The organism is Nonomuraea sp. NPDC005501, from assembly GCF_040605905.1.
In the GTDB taxonomy this organism is placed as follows: Bacteria; Actinomycetota; Actinomycetes; order Streptosporangiales; family Streptosporangiaceae; genus Nonomuraea.
This window is the reverse complement of sequence record NZ_JBEXDT010000021.1, coordinates 67,893-90,787: the sequence shown is the minus strand read 5'-3', so window position 1 is coordinate 90,787 and position 22,895 is coordinate 67,893. Positions and strand designations below refer to the sequence as shown.

The window sequence follows — 22,895 nt, the reverse complement described above, 5'->3', positions numbered from 1 at the left end:
CGCGGCGCCCGCCCGCGCCACCCGCCCCATCGGCGACGCCCCGCCGAGCCTCGGACGCCCGAGGGCCTGCGGTGTCAGCGACGCCACGACGGGTCACCGCCCAGCCAGCGCACGAGCCGCGTGTCGTACACCTCGAAGTGGTCGAGCAGCCGCCGCCGCACCGACTCGGGCAGGGACTTGGGCCTGGACCGGCCGTTGTGCCGCTCGAAGAGCGGATAGCCCAGATGCGGCACGTCCAGGAACTCCAGCACCCGCTCGTAGGTGCGCTCCGGCTCGGCGAAGAACTCGTGGCTGTCCAGCACCAGGATCCGCTCGCGCCCGAGCAGCGGCTCCAGCCGGTCGAGTTGCTCGGCGTAGCGGCCCCGGGCCAGGTAGGCGTGGTGGCGGTGCGAGTGGTGCACGGAGTACGGCCGCGCCCGCAGGCTCTCCTCCGCCCCGGCCAGCCGCCCGGCCTCCAGCTCCACCGCGTACTCGAAGTGCGACTCCGTCTCGAACCCCCGCGCCAGCTCGTGCGCGTGCGCCGAGCAGGCCCGCTCGACCGGGTCGCGCACCAGGACGACCAGCTTCACGCCGGGCAGGTCGGCGGCGATGCGCTCGCCGGCCAGCGGATGGAACAGGTAGTACGGCGACGACTCGAACGCCCTGGGCCGGCCGCCGTACCTGCCGGCCAGCACGGCCGCGCCGGCCCGCAGCGGGAAGTGCGCCCGGTACCACGCCAGGCCGCGATCGTAGCCGACGTCGAAGTAGTGGACGCCCTTGTGCAGCACCGGCTTGAGCAGCAACGGGTGCTGCGCCAGCGCCCGGTACAGGGACGTGGTGCCGCACCGCTGCGCCCCCACGACGAGGAACGACGGCAGCAGCCGCGCCCCGGCCGTCAGCCGGCCGGCGGTGCGCGACACGGCCAGTACGGCCTGCTTCCCGGTCTTCACGGCAGCAGCTCCTGGTGGTCGACGAGCGGGCTGAGCCACACGTCCGGCGGGCCGAGCGGGCTGTGGCCGTCGGCGGCGTGCCGGTCGGCCAGATTGATGAGGTACAGCAGCGCCGTCCGCCGTGCCTGCGCGCCGGACAGGCCGTACGGAGCCAGCAGCCGTACGGCCTGCGCCAGGCAGGCACGCGCCGCCGTCGCCGGGTCCATGCGGCGCAGGGCCCGCTGGAAGAAGTGGTGGACCGCGTCGAGCCCGTACGGCACGCCCACCTCGTACCGTTCCCAGTCCCACACCAGGAGCCGCCCGTCGGCGGAGGGCGCGATGTTCCACGGCGACAGGTCGCCGTGCCAGGCGGCGCCCTCCGTGGCGCCGGTGGCGGCGATCTCCTGGACGGCGTCCCGGAGCAGCTCCCCGGGCACCCGCCCCCGGCCGGGACGGAGCGCCGGGCCCCGGCGCACGGGCAGCGGGGAGACGGCGAGCAGCTCCAGGCAACGCCAGCGACCGTGGTGCAGCACGGTGGGCGCGACGACGGTCTTGAGCGGCACGGCGGCCAGCTTCCGCAGCGCCGCCGCCTCGTTGGCGACGAGCGCGGCGGTCCGCTCGGTGTCGCCCACCTTCACGTACGCGAGGAGCTCCCCGCCGGAGCGGGCCTCCAGGACCGGCTTGCGGTTGGCCCGCCGGGCGGGCCGCACGTGCAGCACCGTCTCGACGGGCACGCCGAAGACCTCGCCCAGATGGGCCGAGATCGACCCCTCGACGGGCACCACCAGCCGCCGACCGACGTGCCACCAGCGGCGGGGCGCCAGGCGGCGGGGCAGCAGCGGATGAGGCAGCAGGCTGTGGGCCCGGGGGGAGCCGGAGCCGGGGTAGAGCAGCCGGACCGTCTCGTCGAGGTAGCCCAGGCGCATCTTGGCGTCGTTCACGAGGTGTTCCTCCACAGCAGGGCGAAGGAGATGAGATAGAGGATGAGGGGGGTGACCAGGCCGTCGTAGACGAGCATGTAGAGCAGGACCAGGGCCATGACCAGCACCCCGGCCAGGCCGACGGGGCTGCGGTCGGTCCAGTGGCGGCGGATCGCGCCGACGAAGAACGCCACGTACAGGGCCGCTCCGGTGAATCCCTGCGTGATGACGAGCAGCCAGAGCTGCCCGTCGCTGCCTAACGGCGGATGGCCGCAGTCCGTGCACCAGGCGGTCCTGCCGGTGGTGATCGTGCGGTGGTTGCCCAGGGCGTTGCGGGTGTTGCCGTAGCCGATGACGGGGGAGTGGGCGGCGGCCCTGATCGTCGCCGTCACCGTGAAGGCCCGGATGTCGTTGGAGTGGGGGTTGTCCAGCCGCTGGCTCACCAGCCCCGACAGCGGGCTCAGCGTGAACACCAGCGCCCCGGCCACCGCGGCCCCGCACAGCGCCGGCCGGGCCCGGCCGCCCACGCGCAGGATCACGTACAGGGCGGTCACGCCGAGCCCGATCCACAGGCCCCGGTTGAGCGAGTAGACGATGGGGACGGCGGCCAGCGCCACCAGCGCCACGGCCGCCACCTTGCGGGCCCGTCCGCCGTTCACCCACCAGCCGACCACGAACCAGATCAGCAGCACCGACACGTTGCTGCCCCAGGCGTTGGCCCACTCGAACGGCGCCTCCGGGCGCGGAGAGGCGTAACCGAGCACCTTCTGGGTCTGGGCGGCGGTGGGGTGGACGAGGTTCTGGACGAACGCGTTGCCGCCGATCCAGTCGGGCAGCAGCAGCTCCACCGGCGAGGTGAACGCGAACCCGGGCGCGAGCACGCCCAGCAGCCCGCCCGCCACGGTCACGACGAACAGCACGCCGAGCATCCGCACCAGCCTGAGCTGCGGCAGCTCCCGCTCGGTGAGATTGCCCAGGTAGAGCACCATGACCAGCAGGGAGAGGTAGAGGGCCAGCCGCATCACGTAGCCGACGACCCGGCCCGCGCCCAGCTCGCCGTAGGTGCCGGGGGGCGACTCGGACAGCATGAGGGCGCTGAGCCCGTAGCCGGCGAGCAGCAGCAGCCACAGCCCGAACCCGCGCGGCACCCGGATCGGCCTGCGCCGCCACAGGATGACGGCCATCGGCACGGCCAGCACGACCACCGAGAGCCCGCCGAACCCCAGCGCCCACCACACGGGATAGCCGAGCAGCAACGCGCCGACGGGCCACGCGGGCCCTCTCACGAGGACAGGCCGGGCGGACGGGGCCGCTCCCACGGGGGCCCGGCGTCCGCCACCACACCCGGCTGGATCCCCTGCTCGGCCTCGCGCTGTATCCCGTGCTCGGTCCCGCGCTGTATCCCGTGCTCGGTCATGTGCCGGGTCCCGTGCTCGGTCCCGCGCTCGGTCATGTGCCGGGTCCCGTGCTCCGAGCTCGGCCCGGTCTCGCGCTCCGCCGAGTGGCGGGAGACGCGGTCCGTCAGGCGGTCCGTCCATCGGTCGGCGGCCGACCCGGTCGCGTGGTGGGCTCCTGGACGCCGGTCGGCCGCTCGGGGGTCCGGTTTCGCCCGCCAGTCCGCCGCCGCGCCCGGGTCGACGGCTTCCGGGCCCCAGAAGGGGGTCGCACCGGGGTCGGTCGTCCACGGCCGAGGCAGGGGCGACGGGCCGAGGTGGGGCATGTCGGGATCGGTTGCCCCGGGTTGCCGGAAGCTCGCCGCGCCTGGGTCGGGTGCTCCTCCCGGTCCCCCCGGTCCCCGGCGACCGGACGGGTCAGGGTCGGTCGTTCCCGGCCGGCGCAGGGGTGTGACGCTCCGGTCGGTCGTCCCACGCTGCCGGATGCCCCCCACACTCGGGTCGGTCGTCCCACGCTGCCGGATGCTCGCGGCGCTCGGGTCGGTCGCTCCCAGCCGTCGGAGGCCGGATGGGGTGGAGCCGGGCGGCTCCGGGCGGCGGAGGACCGTCGCGTCCGGGTCGGTCGGAGGGCCGCCGTCGGTGAGGGCCGACGGTGAGTCGCTCCTGGAGCCCGCGACCAGCTTGCCGAGTGCCGTCCGCGAGTCGGCCGGAGCGGGCGCCGGGGACGCGGGCTCGCCGGGCGTCGTCACCACGCCGATGACCGGCACCTGGTGCCTGCCCAGGTGGCGCGCGGCGTCCAGCACCTGTGCCGAGGTGGTCCGGCCGAGCGCGACCAGCAGCAGCGCGGCGTCGGCCCGGGCCAGGTCGCCCGTGTCGGACCCGTCGAGGACCGACAACAGCGTGCTCGCCGACAGGGAGGACGTCACGGTCGTCGTGGGGAGTCCGGCGGGGACGGCGCGTACCAGGAGCCGCTTGCCGGGGCACGCGGCGACGGCGGCGGAGGCCAGCTCGTGCAGCGCGTCGCCGAGCTCTGTGCCGTCCCCGTCCTCGCCCCGCCTCCCGGCTCCGCCTCCGGCCCGCTGCCCGCGCGCCCCTTCCGCACCTCCGCGGTCCGCACCCCTGCGGTCCGCGCCTCCATGGTCCGCATTTCTCCGGTGGGTGCCTTCTCCGGCGGCGCCGTGACCCGCGCTCGCCCGACGTGCTTCGTCGAAGGCCGCGCCCGGGCCCGTTCCGGCGCCGCCGCCGTCCGCCCACATGCCCCGGTCCGTGCCGGCTCGGCGGCTGCCTCCCACGCCCCTGCTCCGCCCCGTGCCGGTACGGCGGCTGATCTCCGTGTCCCGGTCCGTGCCGGTGCGGCCGTCGCCGTCCGCCCACATGCCCCGGTCCGTGCCCGTGCGGCGGCCGCTCTCGGTGTCCCGGCCCGGGCCGGCGCGGCGGCTGCTCTGCAAGCCCGTGCTCCAGTTCGCGCCAGGGCGGGCGGTGTCCTCGGACCCCGTGCCCTCCGCCCCCGCGGAGTCCGTGCCCGCGCGGCGGGTGCCGCCCGGGCTCGTACGGCCCGCGTGGGGCAGCGCGGCGACCACCGGGAGGCCCGTCAGGCGCTCGACGTCGGCCGGGGTGCGCAAACGCGTGTCGAGGCGGTCGCGGGTCGTCGCGGCGCCCGCCCCCAGCAGGAGCCCGAGCATGAGGCCCGTCCCCAGGAACAGCGGCAGGCTCGGCCACGCCGGGTCGGTGGGCGGCACGGCTTCGCTGATCACCGAGCCGGGCGTCACGGTCGTCGTCTTCAGCCCGTCGTACTTGAGCGTCAGGGTGTACGCCTGCCGGTTGAGCACGCTCTGCCGGTGGCTCGCCAGGGTGTGCTCGGCGGTGCCCTTGCGGAGCGTCGCCAACTGCCTGGTGACGACGGCGAGCGAGGAGTTGACCTGCTTGAGCTTGGCCAGCATGGCCTTCTGCTGGAGCGCCAGCGCGGCCTGTGCGGTGGCGGCGCGGTTGGCGAGGTACGCCTCCGCGTAGGCGCGCGACTGGGCCGCCGCGGCGGCGGGGGTGCCCGCGGTGACGGACAGCGACAGCACGGCGGAGTTGGGCGGCACGGCCACCTCGACCGGCTCCAGCGCGGGGGCCTTCAGCAGCCCGGCGGCCCGGGCCGCGACGACGGCGGAGCCGGCGACCTGGGCCTCGGTGTCGAGGTTGAGCGGCTCGCGCTGCCGGTTGGTCACCTGGTTGCCCTGCTCCTGGAGGCCGACGGCGGCGACGAGCACCTGCGTGGTCGCGTTGTAGGCGGGAGGGGTCAGCCGCATCAGCCCCAGCCCCGCCGTGCCGCCCGCCAGCACGAACCCGGCGAAGATCAGCCGGCGTCTGCGCAGCAGCGACAGGTGCTCCCCCAGATCGGTGCCGGACCGGCGGGCCGGGAGATCCGGCGGCAGGCTCATGAGGCTCCCTGGAGTGAGTGCGGTGCGTGGTGGCGCGGAGACGGTGCGTCACGGCCGGAGGGGTGTGTCCACTATAGGCGGGGCGAATTCCACCCCAAGCCGAATACGCAAGATTTCCTGCGCTACGGCGGGCGATTCGCCCCTCTATAAAGCGATATATGACATCTAACTGACGGGCTGATACCTGGGATCACCAGCGGGAACGCCCGCACCGGCTGACGTTCATGAGAATCACATGGCATGGTTCAGGTTTGATGTGTCGGGGGTCTTCCGGGGAGAGGGGGCGTACGGTCGTGCTGCCAGCTGGCATTTCGCGTATTTCATGTATTTCGCGGGTTTTCTCGTATGAATGGCGAAGAACGGGCACCGGGAGGGGTAAGGGGGGCGGCGCTGGGACCCGTGCCGGCGTGGTGGCGCTGCTTGCGGTGATCCTGGCCGCCTGCTCGGGTACGGGGACGGGCTCGGGCGCGCGCACGGCCGGGGACCCGGTCATGACCGCCGGCACGAGTACGGCCGGTACGGACGCGGGCGGCACATCGGCCGGTCCGGCCTCGCCCCGGGCCGGGGCGACCCCGGCCTGCGCGGTGACCGACAAGCTCATCCCGTCCTGCGGCGCCTGGTGGGGCGTGGCGCCGGAGATCTTCACCGGCGCGCCCGTGGACAAGGCGCTGCGCGGCGCGGAGACCCGCATGGGCGCCAGGGCCGACGTGGTGCACGTCTACCACCGGGGCAAGGACCTGTTCCCCACGGAGCGGGAGATCCGGATGGCCCGCGACCCGGCCGGCCCCCGGCTGCTGCTGGTCAACTGGAAGCCGTCGGTGGACCGCACCTGGGCGGAGATCGCCGACGGCGCCATCGACGGCCGGATCGACCGGCTGGCGGCGCGCATCCGGCGGGCGTTCCCCGAGCGGTTCTTCCTGACCATCCACCACGAGCCGGAGGACGACGTGCGCCCCGGGCCGGGGTCGGGGATGGAGGCGGCCGACTACGCGGCCATGTACCGCCACGTGGTGCTGCGGCTGCGCGAGAAGGGCGTGCGCAACGCGGTGACGGTCATGACGTACATGGGGGCGCCGAACTGGGCGGCGAAGCCCTGGTTCGAGGAGCTGTACCCGGGCGACGACGTGGTCGACTGGGTGGCGATGGACCCGTACGCCGACGACCGGGTGCGCGACTTCGACGGCCTGGTCAACAAGACCCGGCCGGAGTACTCCCGCTGGCCGGGCTTCTACCGGTGGACGCAGCTGCGCTTCCCGGGCAAGCCGGTGATGGTGGCCGAGTGGGGGGCGTTCCTGCGGGGCGAGGACCGGGCGTTCCAGCGGGCCTTCTTCGAGTCAGTGCGCGCCCAGGTGTGGCACTACCCGCAGATCAAGGCGCTGGTGTACTTCGACTCGCCGCGGGCGCCGCGCGGGGACACCCGCTTCGACGCCGAGCCGGCGGCCGCCCGGGCCTTCAGCGAGCTCGCGCGAGATCCGCACTTCCGCTCGACGCCCGTGCCGCTGCCCTGACCTGCCACACCCGGCCGCCGACCGTGACGGCGACGGCGGCGGCCAGTGCCCAGAGGGTGGCCATGTTGCCGACGTTCAGCAGCTTGAGCGCGGAGGCGAGCAGCACGATCGCGAGCAGGGCCCTGATGAGGCCGCCGGGCGCCCGGGAGGAGATCCGGGCGCCGAGGTAGACGCCGGGGATCGAGCCGATGAGCAGCGAGACCGTGAGGTGGAGCTGGAAGTCGCCGAAGAGCAGATGGCCGACCGCGGCCGAGGTGACCAGCGGCACGGCCTGCACCAGGTCGGTGCCGACGAGCTGGTTGGCCTTGAGCATGGGGTAGAGCGCGATGAGCGCCACGATGATGAGCGACCCGGACCCGACCGACGACACGCCGACGATCAGGCCACCTACCGTACCGACCAGTAGGGTCGGGATCGGGCGTACGACGATCTCGTTCGCCTCCGCCGCGCCGCCCCGGCCGCCCATCAGCGTCTTGGCGGCCAGGCCCGCGACCGCGAGCAGCAGCGCGACACCGAGGGCGTACTTCACCCCGTCGCCGACCGCGAACGCCCGCGCCACGAACACCCCGGCGAACGCCGCCGGCACCGACCCGGCGCACAGCCAGCCGACCAGGCGCAGGTTGACCGTGCCGCGGCGCAGGTGGACGACGCTGCCGACCGGCTTCATCACCGCCGAGGCCACCAGGTCGCTGGAGACCGCGGCGAGCGGCGGCACGTTGAAGAAGAGCATCATCATCGGGGTCATGAGAGCGCCGCCGCCCATGCCGGTCAGGCCGACGACGACGGCGACGAGAAAGGACCCCGCGATCAGGGGAAGGTCGATCAACGGACCCATCCTCCGCTCCGCAGCGCTCCCAGCACCTGGGAGACGGCCGCCTCGATCGAGATGTGCGTGGTGTCGATGGTGAGGTCGGCGTCGTCCGGCTCCTCGTACGGGTCGGAGACGCCGGTGAACTCGGGGATGATCCCGGCCCGGGCCTTGGCGTACAGGCCCTTGCGGTCGCGCCGCTCGCACTCCTCCAGCGGGGTGGCGACGTGGACGAGCAGGAAGTCGGCGCCCACGGACTCGACCATCTCCCGCACCTCCTCGCGGGTGGCCGCGTAGGGGGCGATGGGGGCGCAGATGGCGAGGCCACCATGGCGGGCGGCCTCGGCGGCGACGAAGCCGATGCGCCGGATGTTGAGGTCGCGGTCGGCCTTGGAGAACGTCAGGCCCTTGGACAGCAGCGAGCGCACCACGTCGCCGTCGAGGTGGGTGACGGTGCGGCTGCCGAGCTCCAGCAGCGCGTCGCGCAGGCCGCGCGCGATCGTGGACTTTCCGGAGCCGGACAGGCCGGTGAAGAAGACCACGAGACCGCGCCGGTGCGGCGGCCCGGGAATGCTCACCGGCTCGGGGCCGGCCAGGTGCTCGGTCGCGCCGTAGGCGGTGGCGACGTGCTCGCGCAGCTCCAGGTCGAGCTCGGGCTCCTCGCGCGGCGCGAGCGGCACCGGCACGACGAGCGTGTCCTCGGGGAGCCGGTCCTTGGCCTTCAGCGCGGCCCGGACCACGGCGGGGCCGGGCTCGCCGTATGCGAGAGGGAGAAGCACGATCACCGCGTCGAGCTCCTTGGCGGTGGCGGTCACCTCGGCGAGGTCGTCGAGCGGCCCGCGCATGGTGACGACCAGCGACGGACGGCCGCCGAGCAGCTCGCGCACCTCCGCGGGAGTGCGCCGCAGCCGGGCGAACGGGCCGTGCTCGGCGGCGCCGAGACCGCGGAGCGGACCGGCGGCCAGGCCGTCGTGACCGCGCTCGGTCACGGTCAGCACGGCGAGTGGCGCGCCCTCCGGGTCGAGCAGCGTGACCTCGTCACCCGGGGCGACCTCGTCGGGCAGGTGCAGCGTGACGGGCGCCGGCCAGGGGGTGCCGTCGGCCAGGGTGCCGCGCTCGTGGACGGCGTGCAGGTCGTCGTGGCCGAGGAAGCCCGCCAGCGGCTCGAACGCCCCCGACACCAGCAGCTCCAGGTCGGCCAGCTCCCGCGCCCCGGGGGTCCACTCCACGTCTCCGCCATCCCAACTATTCCGATTGAATTGGTAGGAAAGGAGTTTAGCGGGTGTCCGCGTGCGTCGCTAGATGAGCCGGGCGAAGTGGTTCTGCGGCTTCTTGATGACCATGGTGATCTCGTCGTGCGCCGAAGGGTAGCGACCACGCGTCAGCCTGTCGGCCAGCGCCACCGCGGCGCGTCCGGGGGCGTTCATCGCGGGCGTGCTCGTCGCCGTCTCGTCGTCGGTGATCACGAGCCCCCGGGTGAGGCAGAAGACGTGGATGCCGTCGCGCGAGGTCAGCGGCTCGTACACGGCCGGCAGCGGGCCCGGCGTGCCGTCGGTCATCAGGTGGCGCCACAGCGGACGGCGCAGCCACCCCGGCGTGAGGCGGTCGCACAGGCCGTAGGCGGAGCGGCGGTCGCGCATGCGCAGCAGGATCAGCCCGCCTGGCCGCAGGGCCTGGAGCAGCCGGTCGAGCACCAGCTCGGCGTAGCGGATGCGCTCCAGCAGGAACGAGATCCGGACGACGTCGAACGACCTGGGGCGGATCGGCGCCGAGCGCAGGTCGCCCAGCACGCACGCGGACAGGTCGGCGCGCTCCCCGGTCGCGCTCCTGGTCGCCGGCAGGTCCTCGTCGATCCCGGTGATACGCGCCTCGATCCAGTCGGGGGCCGTCGCCTCGTCGCGCAGGCAGCCCGCCACCAACACGTCGAGGCGGCGGCCGAGCTGCTCGGCCCACAGCTCGCGCAGGCGCTGGTCGAAGACGTCGCGACGCGGAGCGACCGGCCGCAGATCAGACACGCTACTCACAGTGGTCATCATATGACGGATGGTGTCGGGTCTCATGCTCCTCCACCTCGCCCCGCCGTGCCGTCCCGGGACGCTGCTAGCGTGCCGCCCCATGGGGGACGAGGTGTACGTGGGGAACGCAGGCGTAGACGGGGCGGCGGACCACGGCTGGCTGCTCGGCCACTTCAAGCCGTCCGGCGACCCGCGGCACAGCGAGGACGTGGAGATCAAGTGGGGCGTCCATCCGGCCGGCGAGGAGCGGGCCACGTGGGTGACCGGCGAGCGGCGCACGGCGCTGCTCGTCCTGATCAGCGGCAGGTTCCGGGTGGAGCTGCCCGGCCGCAGCGTCCTGCTGGAGCGCAGGGGCGACTACGTGGTGTGGGGCCGCGGGGTGGACCACTCGTGGCGCGCCGAGGAGGAGTCCGTGGTGCTGACCGTTCGCTGGCCGTCCGTGCCCGGGTACGCGGTCACCGACGGCCCGCCGCCAAGTACTCTTGATGGCTGAGACCCCCGCGACCCGACCCGGCCGGGGGTAGTCGTGTTGCCGTCGTGGGGCTGTGGGCGTATCTGATGAGTCTTTCCGGGCTGCTTGACCTTGTTGCCGCCGACCCTAAGCTGACCGCCGCCCTGGATGAGGGCGGCGACGTCGCGCTGGTCGCTCCCGCCGCGCTGCGCCCGTTCGCCGTGGCCGCGCTGTCCGGGCACGACCAGCGCGCGGTGCTCGCCGTCACCGCGACCGGCCGTGAGGCCGAGGACCTGGCCGCCGCGCTGACCAGCCTCGTCGACCCCTCGGCCGTCGCGGTCTTCCCCGGCTGGGAGACGCTGCCGCACGAGCGGCTCTCGCCGCGCAGCGACACCGTGGGCCAGCGGCTCGCGGTGCTCAGGAGGCTGGCGCACCCGATCAAGGGCGACCCGGCGGCCGGCCCGCTCAGCGTGGTCGTGGCGCCCGTACGCGCCCTGCTCCAGCCGCTCATGAAGGGGCTCGGCGACCTGGCGCCCGTCCGGCTGCGGGCGGGCGACGACGCCGACCTCGAGGACGTGGTGGCGCGGCTGGTCGACAACGGCTACCACCGCGTCGACATGGTGGAGCGGCGCGGCGAGGTCGCGGTGCGCGGCGGCCTGCTCGACGTCTTCCCGCCGACCGAGGAGCATCCGCTGCGCCTGGAGTTCTGGGGCGACACGGTCGAGGAGATCCGCTGGTTCAAGGTGGCCGACCAGCGCTCCTTGGAGGCGGCCGAGGGCGGCCTGTTCGCGCCGCCCTGCCGCGAGCTGCTGCTGACCCCCGAGGTGCGGGCGCGGGCCCGGGAGCTGGCCGCGCAGTACCCCGCGCTGGCCGAGGTGCTCGACCAGCTCGCCGAGGGCATGCCGGTCGAGGGCATGGAGGCGTTCGCGCCGGTCCTGGCGGGCGAGATGGACCTGCTGCTCGACCACCTGCCCGCCCGGTCCGCGGTGTTCGTCTGCGACCCCGAGCGCATCAGGGGGCGGGCTGAGGAGCTGGTGCACACCTCCCAGGAGTTCCTGGAGGCGTCCTGGATCACCGCGGCGGCCGGCGGCGAGGCGCCGATCGACCTCGGCGCGGCGGCCTTCCGCACGCTCGACGAGGTCCGCCTGCACGCCGACGTGCTGGGCCAGCCGTGGTGGTCGATGGCGCCGTTCGGCGACGGGGTCGAGCTGGACGCCCACGACTCCGAGGCGTACCGGGGCGACACCGCCAGGGCGCTGGCCGACGTCAAGGGCTGGCTCGCCGAGGACAAGGCGGTCGTGCTGCTCAGCGAGGGGCACGGCCCGGCCGAGCGCATGGTCGAGGTGCTCAAGGGCGTCGACGTGCCGGCCAGGCTCCACACCCACCTCGACCAGCCGCCGGAGCCCAAGGTCGTGCACGTCAGCACCGGGCTCATCGAGCACGGCTTCGTCACGCCCGGCCTGGCCGTGCTCACCCACCTCGACCTGGTCGGCCAGAAGGCGTCCACCAAGGACATGCGGCGCCTGCCGTCCCGCCGCCGCAACATGGTGGACCCGCTCCAGCTCAAGGTCGGCGACCACGTCGTCCACGAGCAGCACGGCGTGGGCCGCTACGTCGAGATGGTCCAGCGCACCGTCCAGGGCGCCACCCGCGAGTACCTCGTCATCGAGTACGCCAAGGGCGACCGCCTGTACGTGCCCACCGACCAGCTCGACGAGGTCACCCGCTACGTCGGCGGCGAGGCGCCCACCCTCAACCGGATGGGCGGCGCCGACTGGGCCAAGGCCAAGTCCCGGGCCAAGAAGGCCGTCAAGGAGATCGCCGGCGAGCTGATCCGCCTCTACTCCGCGCGCATGGCCTCACCCGGCCACGCCTTCGGCGCCGACACGCCGTGGCAGCGCGAGATGGAGGACGCCTTCCCCTACGCCGAGACCGGTGACCAGCTCGAAGCCATCGACGAGGTCAAGCGCGACATGGAGCGCGGCGTCCCGATGGACCGGCTGATCTGCGGCGACGTCGGCTACGGCAAGACCGAGATCGCCGTGCGCGCCGCCTTCAAGGCCGTGCAGGACGGCAAGCAGGTGGCCGTGCTCGTGCCTACCACGCTGCTGGTCCAGCAGCACCTGTCGACGTTCACCGAGCGCTTCTCCAGCTTCCCGATCACCATCAAGCCGGTCTCCCGCTTCCAGACCGACGCCGAGGTCAAGGGCACCCTGGAAGGGCTCCGCGGGGGCGCCGTGGACGTGGTCATCGGCACCCACCGGCTGCTCAGCCCGGAGGTGCGGTTCAAGGACCTCGGGCTGATCATCATCGACGAGGAGCAGCGGTTCGGCGTCGAGCACAAGGAGGCCATGAAGCATCTGCGCACCCAGGTCGACGTGCTGGCCATGTCCGCCACGCCGATCCCGCGCACGCTGGAGATGGGCCTGACCGGCATCCGTGAGATGTCCACCATCCTCACCCCGCCGGAGGAGCGGCACCCGATCCTGACCTTCGTCGGGCCGTACGACGAGAAGCAGATCACGGCGGCGATCCGGCGCGAGCTGATGCGCGACGGCCAGATCTTCTTCGTGCACAACCGCGTGGCCTCCATCAACAAGGTCGCCGCGCGGCTGCGGGAGATGGTGCCCGAGGCGCGGATCGCGGTGGCCCACGGCCAGATGAACGAGCACCAGCTCGAAAAGATCATGGTGGGCTTCTGGGAGCGGGAGTACGACCTGCTCGTCTCCACCACGATCGTGGAGTCCGGGCTGGACGTGCCCAACGCCAACACGCTGATCGTGGACCGGGCCGACAACTACGGCCTGTCGCAGCTCCACCAGATCCGCGGCCGCGTCGGGCGGGGCAGGGAGCGGGGTTACGCGTACTTCCTGTACCCGCCGGAGAAGCCGCTCACCGAGACCGCCCACGAGCGCCTGGCGACCATCGCGCAGCACACCGAGATGGGCGCCGGCATGTACGTCGCGATGAAGGACCTCGAGATCCGCGGCGCCGGCAACGTGCTGGGCGCCGAGCAGTCCGGGTTCATCGCGGGCGTCGGCTTCGACCTGTACGTCCGGCTCATGGCCGAGGCCGTGGAGGAGCAGAAGGCCAAGCTGTCCGGTGTGGAGGCGCAGGAGGAGCACCACGACGTCAAGGTCGAGCTGCCCATCAACGCGCACATCCCGCACGACTACGTCACCTCCGAGCGGCTGCGGCTGGAGGCGTACAAGCGGATCGCGGCGATCACCACGGAGATCCACATCCACGAGGTGCGGGAGGAGCTGACCGACCGCTACGGCAGGCCGCCCGTCGAGGTGGACAACCTGCTGGAGGTCGCCCGCTTCCGCATCAGGGCGCGCCAGGCCGGGCTCACCGACGTCACCCTGCAGGGACAGAACATCAAGTTCGGCCCGGCCCGGCTGCGCGAGTCGCAGCAGGTCCGGCTCGACCGCCTCTACAAGAAGGCCATCTACAAGCAGGCGGCCGAGACGCTGCTCGTGCCCGTGCCCAAGACCAAGCCGCTGGGCGGGCAGCCGCTGCGCGACCTGGACCTGCTCAAGTGGTGCGGTGATCTCGTCGAGGCGATGTTCCTGGAGCCCATGAGGGTAAGCTAGCGCCGGGTTTTTGTCGGAAAGGGACGTAAGTGAAGTCGATTCGAATGGCTGTGGCCGCCGCAGCGGCAGGGGCGAGCCTCGTCGCGCTGACCGCCTGCTCCGCGCCCATGGAGGCCGGCGCCGCGGCCGTCGTCGGGAACGAGCGCATCTCGGCGGGCGATCTCAAGCGCAACGTCAAGGAGTACGACGCCGCGCTGGCCAAGACCGGCCTCAGCGCCCAGTCGCTCGGCATCCCCGGCTCCACCACCGAGGTGGTGCTCTACCAGCTCGCCAACATCGAGCAGGCCGAGCAGCTCGTGCAGAAGGGCAAGGTCAACGTCACCGAGGGCGAGGTCGACCGGGCCATCACGGGCGCCACCCAGCAGGGCGGCAGCTTCGAGCAGTACATGGTCTCCCAGGGCATGGCGCCCAGCATGGGCCGCCGGTTCATGCGCATCTCGGTGGGCCTGCAGAAGCTGCTCTCCCAGTACGGCGGCGGCACCGACCAGGCGGCCCAGCAGCGCGGCAGCGAGCGGATCCAGAAGGAGGCCGCGACCATCCCGATCACCTACAGCCCCCGCTACGGGGTGCTGAACGCGCAGCGGTCGCAGGAGAACCCCGCCCTGTTCGTCGACGGGGGCCGGTTCGGCAAGGCAGTGCCGCAGAACAGCGCGCAGCAGGGCTGACCCGTGCCCTTGGTCGTCGTCACCACCTCGCCCCGGGTAGCGCCGGGGCTGCTCAGCCACCAGGCGTGGCAGGCGCTGCGGTCCGGCCGGGTGCTCGCCGGGTCGCCGGCGCACCCGCAGCTCCCGTACCTGGCCGAGGCCGGGATCGAGGTGACGGTCGTCGCGCCCGACGCCCACCGGCTGGCCCGTGAGGCCGCCGAGGGGACCGTGGTGTGGCTGGCCGAGGACGACGAGGACTTCATGCGCGCGCTCGGCCACGCCGCGATCACGCTGGAGGACCCGCCGCTGATCGAGGTCGTGCCCGGCTCGTACGACCTGCCGGGCGCCCGGGTGCTCGACCTGGTCGCGGTGATGGACCGGCTGCGGACCGAGTGCCCGTGGGACCGCAAGCAGACCCACGAGTCGCTGGTGCCGTACCTGCTCGAAGAGGCGTACGAGGTGCTGGAGACCATCGAGCAGGGCGACCACGCGGCGTTGCGCGAGGAGCTGGGCGACCTGCTGCTCCAGGTGGTGTTCCACGCGCGGGTGGCCGAGGGCTTCGACGTGGACGACGTGGCCGCCGGCATCGTCGAGAAGCTCGTGCGGCGGCATCCGCACGTGTTCGGCTCGGTGCGGGCCGACAGCGCCGACGAGGTCAACGACAACTGGGAGGCCATCAAGGCCGCCGAGCGGGCCGCCAGGGACGAGGAGCCGTCCGTGCTGGACGGGGTCCCGCTGGGCCAGCCGTCGCTGTCGCTGGCGGCCCAGCTCCTGCGGCGCGCCGGGCGCGGGGGCGCCCCCGACGCCCTGGCCGCCGCGGTCGGCCAGGGTCTCGGCCGGGAGCTGTTCGACCTGGTACGCCGTGCGCAGGACGCGGGCGTGGACGCGGAGGCGGAGCTGCGCGCGGCGGCCCGCTCCTACCGCGACCGGGTACGCGCCTGGGAGTCCTCCCCGTCCTGACCCATCCCTCCGTTCCCGTTGGATCACGCGATCCGGTGGCGCCGGACTACGGTGAAATGTCAGGATCGCGGGGTTACGGGGGTGATGCGGGGTGCCTGAGCCACGCGTGCTGCACGCCGACGAGCCACGGGAGATCGGCGGCTACCGCCTTCTGGGCGGCCTGGGCGACGGCGGTCAGGGGTCCGTGTACCTGGGGGAGGACGCCGGTGGCCGCCTGGTCGCGGTCAAGGTCCTGCACGCCCGGCTCATGGGGAACGACCGGGCCACGCGCCGGTTCCTCCAGGAATGCGTCATCGCCGGCCGCGTCGCCGCCTTCTGCACCGCCAGGGTGATCGACTCCGGGCTGGCCGCCGGCCGGCCGTACATCGTGAGCGAGTACGTCCCCGGCCCGTCGCTGCGGGAGCTGGTGGCGGAGGAGGGTCCTCGGGCGGGAGGGGCGCTCGACCGGCTGGCCGTCGGCACCGTGGCCGCCCTGGGCGCCATCCACCGGGCCGGGATCGTCCATCGCGACTTCAAGCCGGCCAACGTCCTGTGCGGCCCCGACGGGCCCCGTGTCATCGACTTCGGCATCGCGAAGGGCGTGGAGGCGGCCACGTCGGCGAGCACGGTCGTCGGGACGCCGGGCTACATGGCGCCCGAGCAGATCGCCGGTGACCCGGCCACGCCCGCCTCGGACCTGTTCGCCTGGGCCGCCACGATGGCGTACGCCGCCACGGGGCGGTCGCTGTTCGCGGGGGAGTCGATCCCCGCGGTGATGCACCGGATCCTCACCGAGCAGCCCGACCTGTCCGGGGTGGACGAGCCGCTCCGCTCGCTGCTGGCCGCCTGCCTGGACAAGCGGCCCGCCGCCCGTCCCTCCGCCGCCGACGCGCTGTCCGCGCTGATGGAGGGCGGCCTGATGGAGGGTGCCCAGGCGGAGGGCGAGCCGGTGCTGGAGCGGACGCTGCTGGAGGGCACCCCGTTCGAGGGCGCCGCCGGTCGGCGTCACGGGCCGCGCGGGACATCACGGGACGGCGGGAACCCCCCGGCCCCGTCCGGGAACTCCCCGTCCGGGAAGCCCCGTGCCGGAAGGCCGCGTGTCGGGGAGCTCCGTGCCGGGGACCCGGAGCGGGGCCAGGGGTTGGTGGTGAGCCGGCGCGGCCGGGCGCTGGCCGTGGGCGGGCTGGCCGTGCTCGTGCTCGGCGGCGTGGCACTGGGGCTGACCTGGAACGGGAGCGCGCCCGGGAGCGGATCGGGCTCCGCCGCCTCCACCGCCGGTGGCGGCGAGCCGGACGGGCCCGGCGTCGCCGAGGCGTACGGCCCGGCGTCGGGTGTCGAGCTGGGCGGGCGGGAGGCCGCCGCGCTCGCGGTCGGCGAGATGGGCGGCCGGGCCGTCGTGGCCGCCGCGCGGGAAGGGGAGCCCGTCCAGGTGTGGGACGCCGCCACGGGCAGAGGGCTGGCCACCGCGCCGGAGACGGCTCGGGGCGTGACCTCGCTGGCCTTCGCCGAGGTGGGCGGCGCCCCCACGGTGGTGTGGGCGGCCCAGGACGGCCGCGTCTCACGCTGGACCCCGACGCTCACGCCCGCCGGACCCACCGCGTCCCCTGTCGCGGAGGAGGCCTCCGGCGCGTCGGCCGGGGCGGGCGGCGCGGTGCGCGCCTTCACCGCCTGTACCAGCCGCCGCCCCCAGGCCGCCGCGACCGCGGCCGTGATGGCCGTCGTGGGCCGCGTGGAGGGCCCCGCTGTCGCGGTCGGCTGCGCCGGCGGCATGGTGAGGGCGTGGGACCTGCTGAGCGGGCGCAAGTCCGGCCTGTTCCTCGCCGGCGAAGCCGCGATCACCGGTGTGGCCTGGCCGGGCAGCGGTTCGCGGGTGGTGTTCGGCACGGCCGCGACCCACTTCCAGATCGGCGACCTGTGGGGCCGGGCGAACCCCGTCAAGGTCCACGTGGGCGGCCCGGTCTCCCACGTCGTCAGCCGGGGCGGGCTCGTCGCGGCGAGCGTCGAGGGGAGGGGCGGCGCCACGGTGTACGACGTGACGGGCCGGGAGGTGTGCCGGGTCCCCGCGGAGGAGGCTCCGGGCACGGCCACGCTGGCGCTCACCGAGGCCGGAGGGCGCGCCCTGCTCGCCGGAGCCATCGCAGCGGGTGGAGGGCTGCGCGTCTGGGACGCCCGTACCTGTGAGCGGGTCGCCACGCTCCTGCCCTCCGGCGCCGTCACGGCCCTCGCCACCGGCCCTCTCGACGGGAGTCCGGGCCTGGTCGCGGCCGTCGGCGGCACGATGCGCGCGTGGACCCTGCGGGCCGGGAGGCAAGGGTACCGATAGGCTCTGAAGGCATATCGCCTTTCGACTTAGGAGCGCATCCCGTGGCTACAATCGAGGTCGTTTACGCCCGCGAGATCCTCGACTCCCGCGGCAACCCCACGGTGGAGGTCGAGGTCGTCCTCGACGACGGCAGCAGCGGCCGGGCGGCCGTGCCGAGCGGCGCGTCCACCGGTCAGTTCGAGGCCGTGGAGCTGCGCGACGGCGACGAGCGTTACGGCGGCAAGGGTGTGGAGAAGGCCGTGCTCGCCGTCACCGACGAGATCTTCGACGAGATCCACGGCGTCGAGGCCGAGGACCAGCGCATCATCGACCAGATCATGATCGACCTGGACGCGACGCCGAACAAGTCCAAGCTGGGCGCCAACGCCATCCTGGGCGTCTCCCTGGCCGTGGCCAAGGCCTCCGCCGACAGCGCCGAGCTGCCGCTGTTCCGCTACCTCGGCGGCCCCAACGCCCACGTGCTGCCCGTGCCGATGATGAACATCCTCAACGGCGGCGCCCACGCCGACACCAACGTCGACATCCAGGAGTTCATGATCGCGCCGATCGGTGCCGAGACGTTCCGCGAGGCGGTTCGCATGGGCACCGAGGTCTACCACACGCTCAAGAAGGTGCTGAAGGAGAAGGGCTACGCCACGGGCCTCGGCGACGAGGGCGGCTTCGCCCCCAACCTGCCGTCCAACCGTGACGCCCTCGACCTCATCCTGGTCGCCATCGAGCGGGCCGGCTACACGCCCGGCGAGGACGTCGCGCTGGCGCTGGACGTGGCCGCCTCCGAGTTCCACAAGGACGGCGTCTACACGATCGACGGCAAGGGCCTGTCGGCCCAGGAGCTGATCGCCTTCTACACCGACCTCGTCGACAACTACCCGCTGGTCTCCATCGAGGACCCGCTGGACGAGGAGGACTGGGAGGGCTGGAAGGCCATCACCGAGGCCCTCGGCGACCGGGTCCAGCTCGTCGGCGACGACCTGTTCGTGACCAACCCCGAGCGGCTGGAGCGCGGCATCCAGAGCGGCACCGCCAACGCGCTGCTGGTCAAGGTCAACCAGATCGGCACCCTGTCGGAGACGCTCGACGCCGTCGACCTGGCCCACCGCAACGGCTACCGCTGCATGATGAGCCACCGCTCCGGCGAGACCGAGGACACGACGATCGCCGACCTCGCCGTGGCCGTCAACTGCGGCCAGATCAAGACCGGCGCCCCGGCCCGCTCCGACCGCGTGGCCAAGTACAACCAGCTGCTCCGCATCGAGGAGCTGCTGGACGACGCCGCTCGCTACGCGGGTCGCGGGGCGTTCCCGCGTTTTCGCCGCTAGTTTCGGGTACGGTCCCCGCGGCCGCCGATCCACCGCGGGCCCATGACCGGGCCCGCCGCGCGGGCGCGACGTGAGGGGGTGCGCAGAGCATGGCGAAGAGACCGCAGCTGACCGGCCGGGCCGCCATTCTCGCGGTCGTGGTGTGCGCGATCGCGATGAGCCTGGCCTACCCCGTGCGCGAGTACATCGCCCAGCGCCGCGCCATCGCGCAGTTGCAGGCGGAGAAGGCGCGGGTCGAGGCGGACCGGCGGACGCTGGAGGCGCGGGTGCAGCAGATCCGCGACCCCAACTGGATCAAGCGGACGGCCAAGGAGCGGCTGCACTACTGCGGCGCGGGCGAGAAGTGCTACGTGGTGATGGACGCCGACGAGGGCAGGACGCCGGCCACGGTGAAGCAGCCCGCCGCGCCGCCGCCGTGGTACCAGACGCTGTGGCAGTCCGTCGAGGCGGCCGACTCGGGCACGGGCCACCAGGTGGGCACACGGGAGAAGGAGAGCGTTGGAAAGCCCTGAGAACGAGGCCGGCACCGGCCAGGTCGCCGAGCGGGACCTGGAGGCGGTGCGCCGGCAGCTCGGCAGGCCGCCCCGGGGAGCGCGCGGGGTGGCGCACCGCTGCCCGTGCGGCAACCCCGACGTGGTGGAGACCGCGCCGCGACTGCCGGACGGCTCGCCGTTCCCGACCCTGTACTACCTGACCTGCCCGCGGGCCGCCTCGGCGATCGGCACGCTGGAGGGCTCGGGCCTGATGCGGGAGATGCAGGCCCGCCTGGCCGACGACCCGGAGCTGGCCGCCGCCTACCAGGCCGCGCACGACGACTACATCGCCAGGCGCGACAAGGCGGCCGAGGACGAGGGCATGGAGCCGCTTCCTCGTGGCATGCAGAGCACCGGGGGCATGCCGTCGCGGGTCAAGTGCCTGCACGCGCTCGTCGCGCACGAGCTGGCGGTCCCCGGGACCAACCCGTTCGGCAGGGAGGCGCTCGATGCCCTCCCCGACTGGTGGAGTGACGGACCATGCGTGTAGCCGCCATCGACTGCGGCACCAATTCCGTACGCCTGCTCATCGCGGACGTCTCCGACGACAAGCTCACGGACGTGGAGCGGCGGATGGAGATCGTGCGCCTGGGGCAGGGCGTCGACCGTACCGGCCGGCTGGCCGCCGACGCGCTGGAGCGCACGTTCGCCGCCATGCGCGGCTATCGCGAGCTGATCGACCGGCACGGCGCCGAGCGCACGAGGGTCGTGGCGACGAGCGCGACGCGTGACGCGGCCAACCGTGACGAGTTCACGGCCGGGGTGCGGGAGATCTTCGGGGTGGACCCGGAGGTCGTGACCGGCTCGGAGGAGGCGGAGCTGTCGTTCACGGGTGCGACCAGGGGGCTGGTGCATCTGTCGCGCGAGACCGAGGTGCCCGAGGGGCCGATGCCTCCGTACCTGGTGGTGGACATCGGCGGCGGCTCGACGGAGTTCGTCGTCGGCTCCGCGCACGCGGAGGCCGCGATCTCGGTGGACATCGGCTGCGTGCGGCTCACGGAGCGGCACCTGCGCGACGCCGGCGACCCGCCGTCGGCGCGGGCGCTGGAGGCCGTGGTGGCCGACATCGACGACGCGCTCGACAAGGTGACCGACGCGGTCCCGGTGGAGCGGGCGCACACGCTGGTGGGCCTGGCGGGGTCGGTGACGACCGTCGCGGGCATCGCCCTGGACCTGCCGGCGTACGACCCGGCGCGCATCCACCACTCGCGTATCGGCGCCGAGCGGGTTCACGAGGTGACGCGGCGGCTGCTCGCGATGACCCATGGTGAGCGAGCCGCGATTCCGGTGATGCATCCCGGCCGTGTCGACGTCATCGGTGTGGGCGCGCTCATCCTCGACCGGATCGTCCGGCGTTTCGCGTTTGCCCAGGTCGTGGTGAGCGAACACGACATTCTGGACGGAATTGCTTGGTCGCTAGCCTGAAACGTCGCTAAATTCGGACATTTCATCTTCGCGTTCGTGTTGAGCGTGCAATCAGTTTTGTGCTTAGGTAAAGGGGCAAAACGGGGGCTTTGCCATATTGCCGTGCATAGGTATGCCGGCGTGGCGACCGTTCCCGAGCGCGTCTTTCCCTCACGGAATGGAGCACTCTCACATGAAGTCCTCTCCCTTAGCACGCAAGGCAGCGGCGTTCGGCGCCTCCGCCACCGTGCTGGCGGGCATGGTCGCGGCGCTGGTCGCCAGCCCGGCCCAGGCCGCCACCCCGGTCGCGACGGCGGCGCCCGCCGCCGGTACGGCGGGCCTGTCCGCCGCCGCGACCGCCACGAAGTCCGCCCCCAAGGTCTCGGTCTCCACGCCGAGGGCCTCGAAGGCCGACTACGAGGGTTCCTGTCCGGTGAACGTGACCTTCTCCAGCAAGATCAAGGTCGCGGTCAAGGGCAAGACCACGCTGGCCTACCGCTGGCTCCACGGTGACGGCTCCAAGGGCAAGATCGAGACGGTCAAGCTCAAGGGCCACGGCGCCAAGTACGTCAAGGTCAGCGAGAAGCTCTCGTTCAAGGAGAACGTCAAGGGCTGGGAGGCCGTCCAGGTCCTCGGCCCGCGCAAGGCGGTCTCCAAGAAGGGCTACTTCTCGGTCTCCTGCCAGAGCCCGATCGTCATCGAGGAGGAGCAGGGCCCGGAGGTCTCGGCGCGCGTCTGGGCGAGCCCGAGCTCCTACGTCGGCGCCTGCACCCCCGGTGACAAGATCGACTTCACCGGCCGGATCAAGGTCAGCGACCCCACCTGGGTCAAGTACCGCTGGGTCCTGAACGGCAAGGTCGTCGACTACGGCCGCACCAAGGTCTACAGCAGCAAGACGGTCGGCTTCGGCATCTCCCCGCGGGAGAGCCAGCGCGGCTACGCGCAGCTGGAGATCCTCGGCCCGGACCGCACCTCCTCCAACCGGGCCTACTACAAGGTCTGGTGCAAGGACGAGGCCCCGGCCACCCGCGTCTCGGTGTCCAGCCTGGTCACCGCGACGAACAACGACGGCTGCAAGGTCGGCGCCCACGCCACCCTGAGCTCCATCGGCCGCGCCCGCGTCGAGTACACGTGGCTGGTCAACGGCAAGGCCGTGGACAGCGACTACGCGTACTTCTCCGGCGCCGGCTCGCGCACCGTCACGCTGTCCGACCGGGTACTGGCCGGCGACGCGACCAAGGGCGGCAAGATCACGCTGACGGCCTCCGGGGCGGGCAGCACCGACTCGATCACGCAGTCCTACGCCGCGTGCGAGACGCCCAAGCCCACCGTGTCGGTGTCGGCGGTCTCCCAGACCGGCCAGCGCAACGACATGTGCGCTGACAAGCGTGGCCCCGGCGTGGACTTCAAGGCCACCCTCACCAGCACGGGTGCGACCACCGTCAAGTACTACTGGCTGGTCAACGGCGAGAAGGACGGCGGCGAGCTCACCCGCGAGGTGAACGGCAGCCTGGACGTGACCTGGGGCATCGGCGGCACGCACAATGCCTCCGAGACCAAGGGCAACATCCAGCTCGTGGTCGTGAGCCCGACCTCCGTCACCTCGGGCAACGCCGCCTTCTCGGCGGTCTGCCCGAAGCCGGTGGCCGGCTGAACGGCTCGGCACACCGGTTGACCTAGACCGGATGGCGTCCCCGCGGCGCCATC

Annotated in this window: 18 protein-coding genes; 11 read left to right on the top strand and 7 right to left on the bottom strand. The window is 73.0% G+C overall.

Translation table 11 applies throughout. The features are described from left to right. Positions 1–74: 74 nt before the first annotated feature. Genes ABZS51_RS14000 through ABZS51_RS13985 form a run of 4 tightly spaced genes read right to left on the bottom strand, consistent with a single transcriptional unit; the run spans position 75 to position 5,648 of the window. Positions 75–929 carry a sulfotransferase gene (locus tag ABZS51_RS14000; protein ID WP_355439912.1) on the bottom strand — a complete coding sequence of 285 codons (855 nt, stop codon included), beginning with the start codon at positions 927–929 and terminating at the stop codon, positions 75–77. After that, positions 926–1,849: a hypothetical protein gene (locus ABZS51_RS13995; RefSeq protein ID WP_355439910.1), complete on the bottom strand. Its 924-nt coding sequence runs from the start codon at positions 1,847–1,849 to the stop codon at positions 926–928. The genes ABZS51_RS14000 and ABZS51_RS13995 overlap by 4 nt, the downstream gene beginning before the upstream one ends. Further along, positions 1,846–3,114: a hypothetical protein gene (locus ABZS51_RS13990; RefSeq protein WP_355439907.1), complete on the bottom strand. Its 1,269-nt coding sequence runs from the start codon at positions 3,112–3,114 to the stop codon at positions 1,846–1,848. Before ABZS51_RS13990 ends, ABZS51_RS13995 begins: the two co-directional genes overlap by 4 nt. Then, complete coding sequence (locus ABZS51_RS13985) at positions 3,111–5,648, bottom strand: Wzz/FepE/Etk N-terminal domain-containing protein (RefSeq protein WP_355439904.1); 2,538 nt, start codon at positions 5,646–5,648, stop codon at positions 3,111–3,113. The genes ABZS51_RS13990 and ABZS51_RS13985 overlap by 4 nt, the downstream gene beginning before the upstream one ends. A gap of 407 nt (positions 5,649–6,055) precedes the next feature. Here ABZS51_RS13985 and ABZS51_RS13980 point away from each other — a divergent pair, with 407 nt between their 5' ends. After that, positions 6,056–7,156 (top strand): hypothetical protein, encoded by a 1,101-nt coding sequence (locus ABZS51_RS13980; protein WP_355439902.1) that lies wholly within the window; start codon positions 6,056–6,058, stop codon positions 7,154–7,156. On the opposite strand, the gene ABZS51_RS13975 is transcribed toward ABZS51_RS13980, so the two are convergent. The 3 genes from ABZS51_RS13975 to ABZS51_RS13965 form a co-directional block, all read right to left on the bottom strand. Then, entirely contained in the window at positions 7,101–7,982 is an 882-nt protein-coding gene (locus ABZS51_RS13975) for a sulfite exporter TauE/SafE family protein (RefSeq protein ID WP_355439899.1), read from the bottom strand. The two genes, ABZS51_RS13980 and ABZS51_RS13975, sit on opposite strands and share 56 nt — an antisense overlap. Further along, positions 7,979–9,193, bottom strand: a complete 1,215-nt coding sequence (cysC, locus tag ABZS51_RS13970) for an adenylyl-sulfate kinase (RefSeq protein ID WP_355439896.1) — start codon at positions 9,191–9,193, stop codon at positions 7,979–7,981. The genes ABZS51_RS13975 and cysC overlap by 4 nt, the downstream gene beginning before the upstream one ends. A 69-nt stretch (positions 9,194–9,262) precedes the next feature. Then, positions 9,263–9,979, bottom strand: coding sequence for a class I SAM-dependent methyltransferase (locus tag ABZS51_RS13965; RefSeq protein WP_355439893.1), 717 nt, complete (start codon positions 9,977–9,979; stop codon positions 9,263–9,265). A gap of 100 nt (positions 9,980–10,079) precedes the next feature. Between ABZS51_RS13965 and ABZS51_RS13960 the strand changes: the two genes are divergently transcribed. The 10 genes from ABZS51_RS13960 to ABZS51_RS13915 all read left to right on the top strand — a co-directional run bounded on the left by ABZS51_RS13960 (position 10,080) and on the right by ABZS51_RS13915 (position 22,842). Then, entirely contained in the window at positions 10,080–10,472 is a 393-nt protein-coding gene (locus tag ABZS51_RS13960) for a signal peptidase I (protein WP_355439890.1), read from the top strand. 65 nt (positions 10,473–10,537) lie between these two features. After that, positions 10,538–14,026 (top strand): transcription-repair coupling factor, encoded by a 3,489-nt coding sequence (gene mfd, locus ABZS51_RS13955; RefSeq protein WP_310709674.1) that lies wholly within the window; start codon positions 10,538–10,540, stop codon positions 14,024–14,026. A 29-nt stretch (positions 14,027–14,055) separates the two neighbouring features. Further along, positions 14,056–14,691: a SurA N-terminal domain-containing protein gene (locus ABZS51_RS13950; RefSeq protein WP_310709675.1), complete on the top strand. Its 636-nt coding sequence runs from the start codon at positions 14,056–14,058 to the stop codon at positions 14,689–14,691. Positions 14,692–14,694: 3 nt separating this feature from the next. Continuing rightward, positions 14,695–15,630, top strand: coding sequence for a MazG family protein (locus tag ABZS51_RS13945; protein WP_355439886.1), 936 nt, complete (start codon positions 14,695–14,697; stop codon positions 15,628–15,630). 91 nt (positions 15,631–15,721) lie between these two features. Beyond that, a complete protein-coding gene (locus tag ABZS51_RS13940) occupies positions 15,722–17,932 on the top strand; it encodes a WD40 repeat domain-containing serine/threonine-protein kinase (RefSeq protein ID WP_355439883.1) in 2,211 nt (736 codons plus the stop codon). A gap of 41 nt (positions 17,933–17,973) precedes the next feature. Then, positions 17,974–19,251, top strand: a complete 1,278-nt coding sequence (gene eno, locus ABZS51_RS13935; protein ID WP_355439880.1) for a phosphopyruvate hydratase — start codon at positions 17,974–17,976, stop codon at positions 19,249–19,251. 89 nt (positions 19,252–19,340) lie between these two features. Beyond that, a complete protein-coding gene (locus tag ABZS51_RS13930) occupies positions 19,341–19,763 on the top strand; it encodes a septum formation initiator family protein (RefSeq protein ID WP_310709679.1) in 423 nt (140 codons plus the stop codon). Next, on the top strand, positions 19,750–20,274 hold the full coding sequence (locus tag ABZS51_RS13925; protein ID WP_355439877.1) for a DUF501 domain-containing protein: 525 nt from the start codon (positions 19,750–19,752) through the stop codon (positions 20,272–20,274). Before ABZS51_RS13930 ends, ABZS51_RS13925 begins: the two co-directional genes overlap by 14 nt. Next, positions 20,265–21,209 (top strand): Ppx/GppA phosphatase family protein, encoded by a 945-nt coding sequence (locus tag ABZS51_RS13920; protein WP_310709681.1) that lies wholly within the window; start codon positions 20,265–20,267, stop codon positions 21,207–21,209. Before ABZS51_RS13925 ends, ABZS51_RS13920 begins: the two co-directional genes overlap by 10 nt. Positions 21,210–21,381: 172 nt before the next feature. Continuing rightward, positions 21,382–22,842: a hypothetical protein gene (locus ABZS51_RS13915; protein WP_355439874.1), complete on the top strand. Its 1,461-nt coding sequence runs from the start codon at positions 21,382–21,384 to the stop codon at positions 22,840–22,842. Positions 22,843–22,895 lie beyond the last annotated feature (53 nt).

Coding starts and splice junctions, on each gene's coding strand:
- ABZS51_RS13985 (WP_355439904.1), bottom strand. CDS start 5,648: ATGAGCCTGCCGCCGGATCTCCCGGCCCGCCGGTCCGGCACCGATCTG.
- ABZS51_RS13960 (WP_355439890.1), top strand. CDS start 10,080: ATGGGGGACGAGGTGTACGTGGGGAACGCAGGCGTAGACGGGGCGGCG.
- mfd (WP_310709674.1), top strand. CDS start 10,538: ATGAGTCTTTCCGGGCTGCTTGACCTTGTTGCCGCCGACCCTAAGCTG.
- ABZS51_RS13930 (WP_310709679.1), top strand. CDS start 19,341: ATGGCGAAGAGACCGCAGCTGACCGGCCGGGCCGCCATTCTCGCGGTC.
- ABZS51_RS13920 (WP_310709681.1), top strand. CDS start 20,265: ATGCGTGTAGCCGCCATCGACTGCGGCACCAATTCCGTACGCCTGCTC.
- ABZS51_RS13915 (WP_355439874.1), top strand. CDS start 21,382: ATGAAGTCCTCTCCCTTAGCACGCAAGGCAGCGGCGTTCGGCGCCTCC.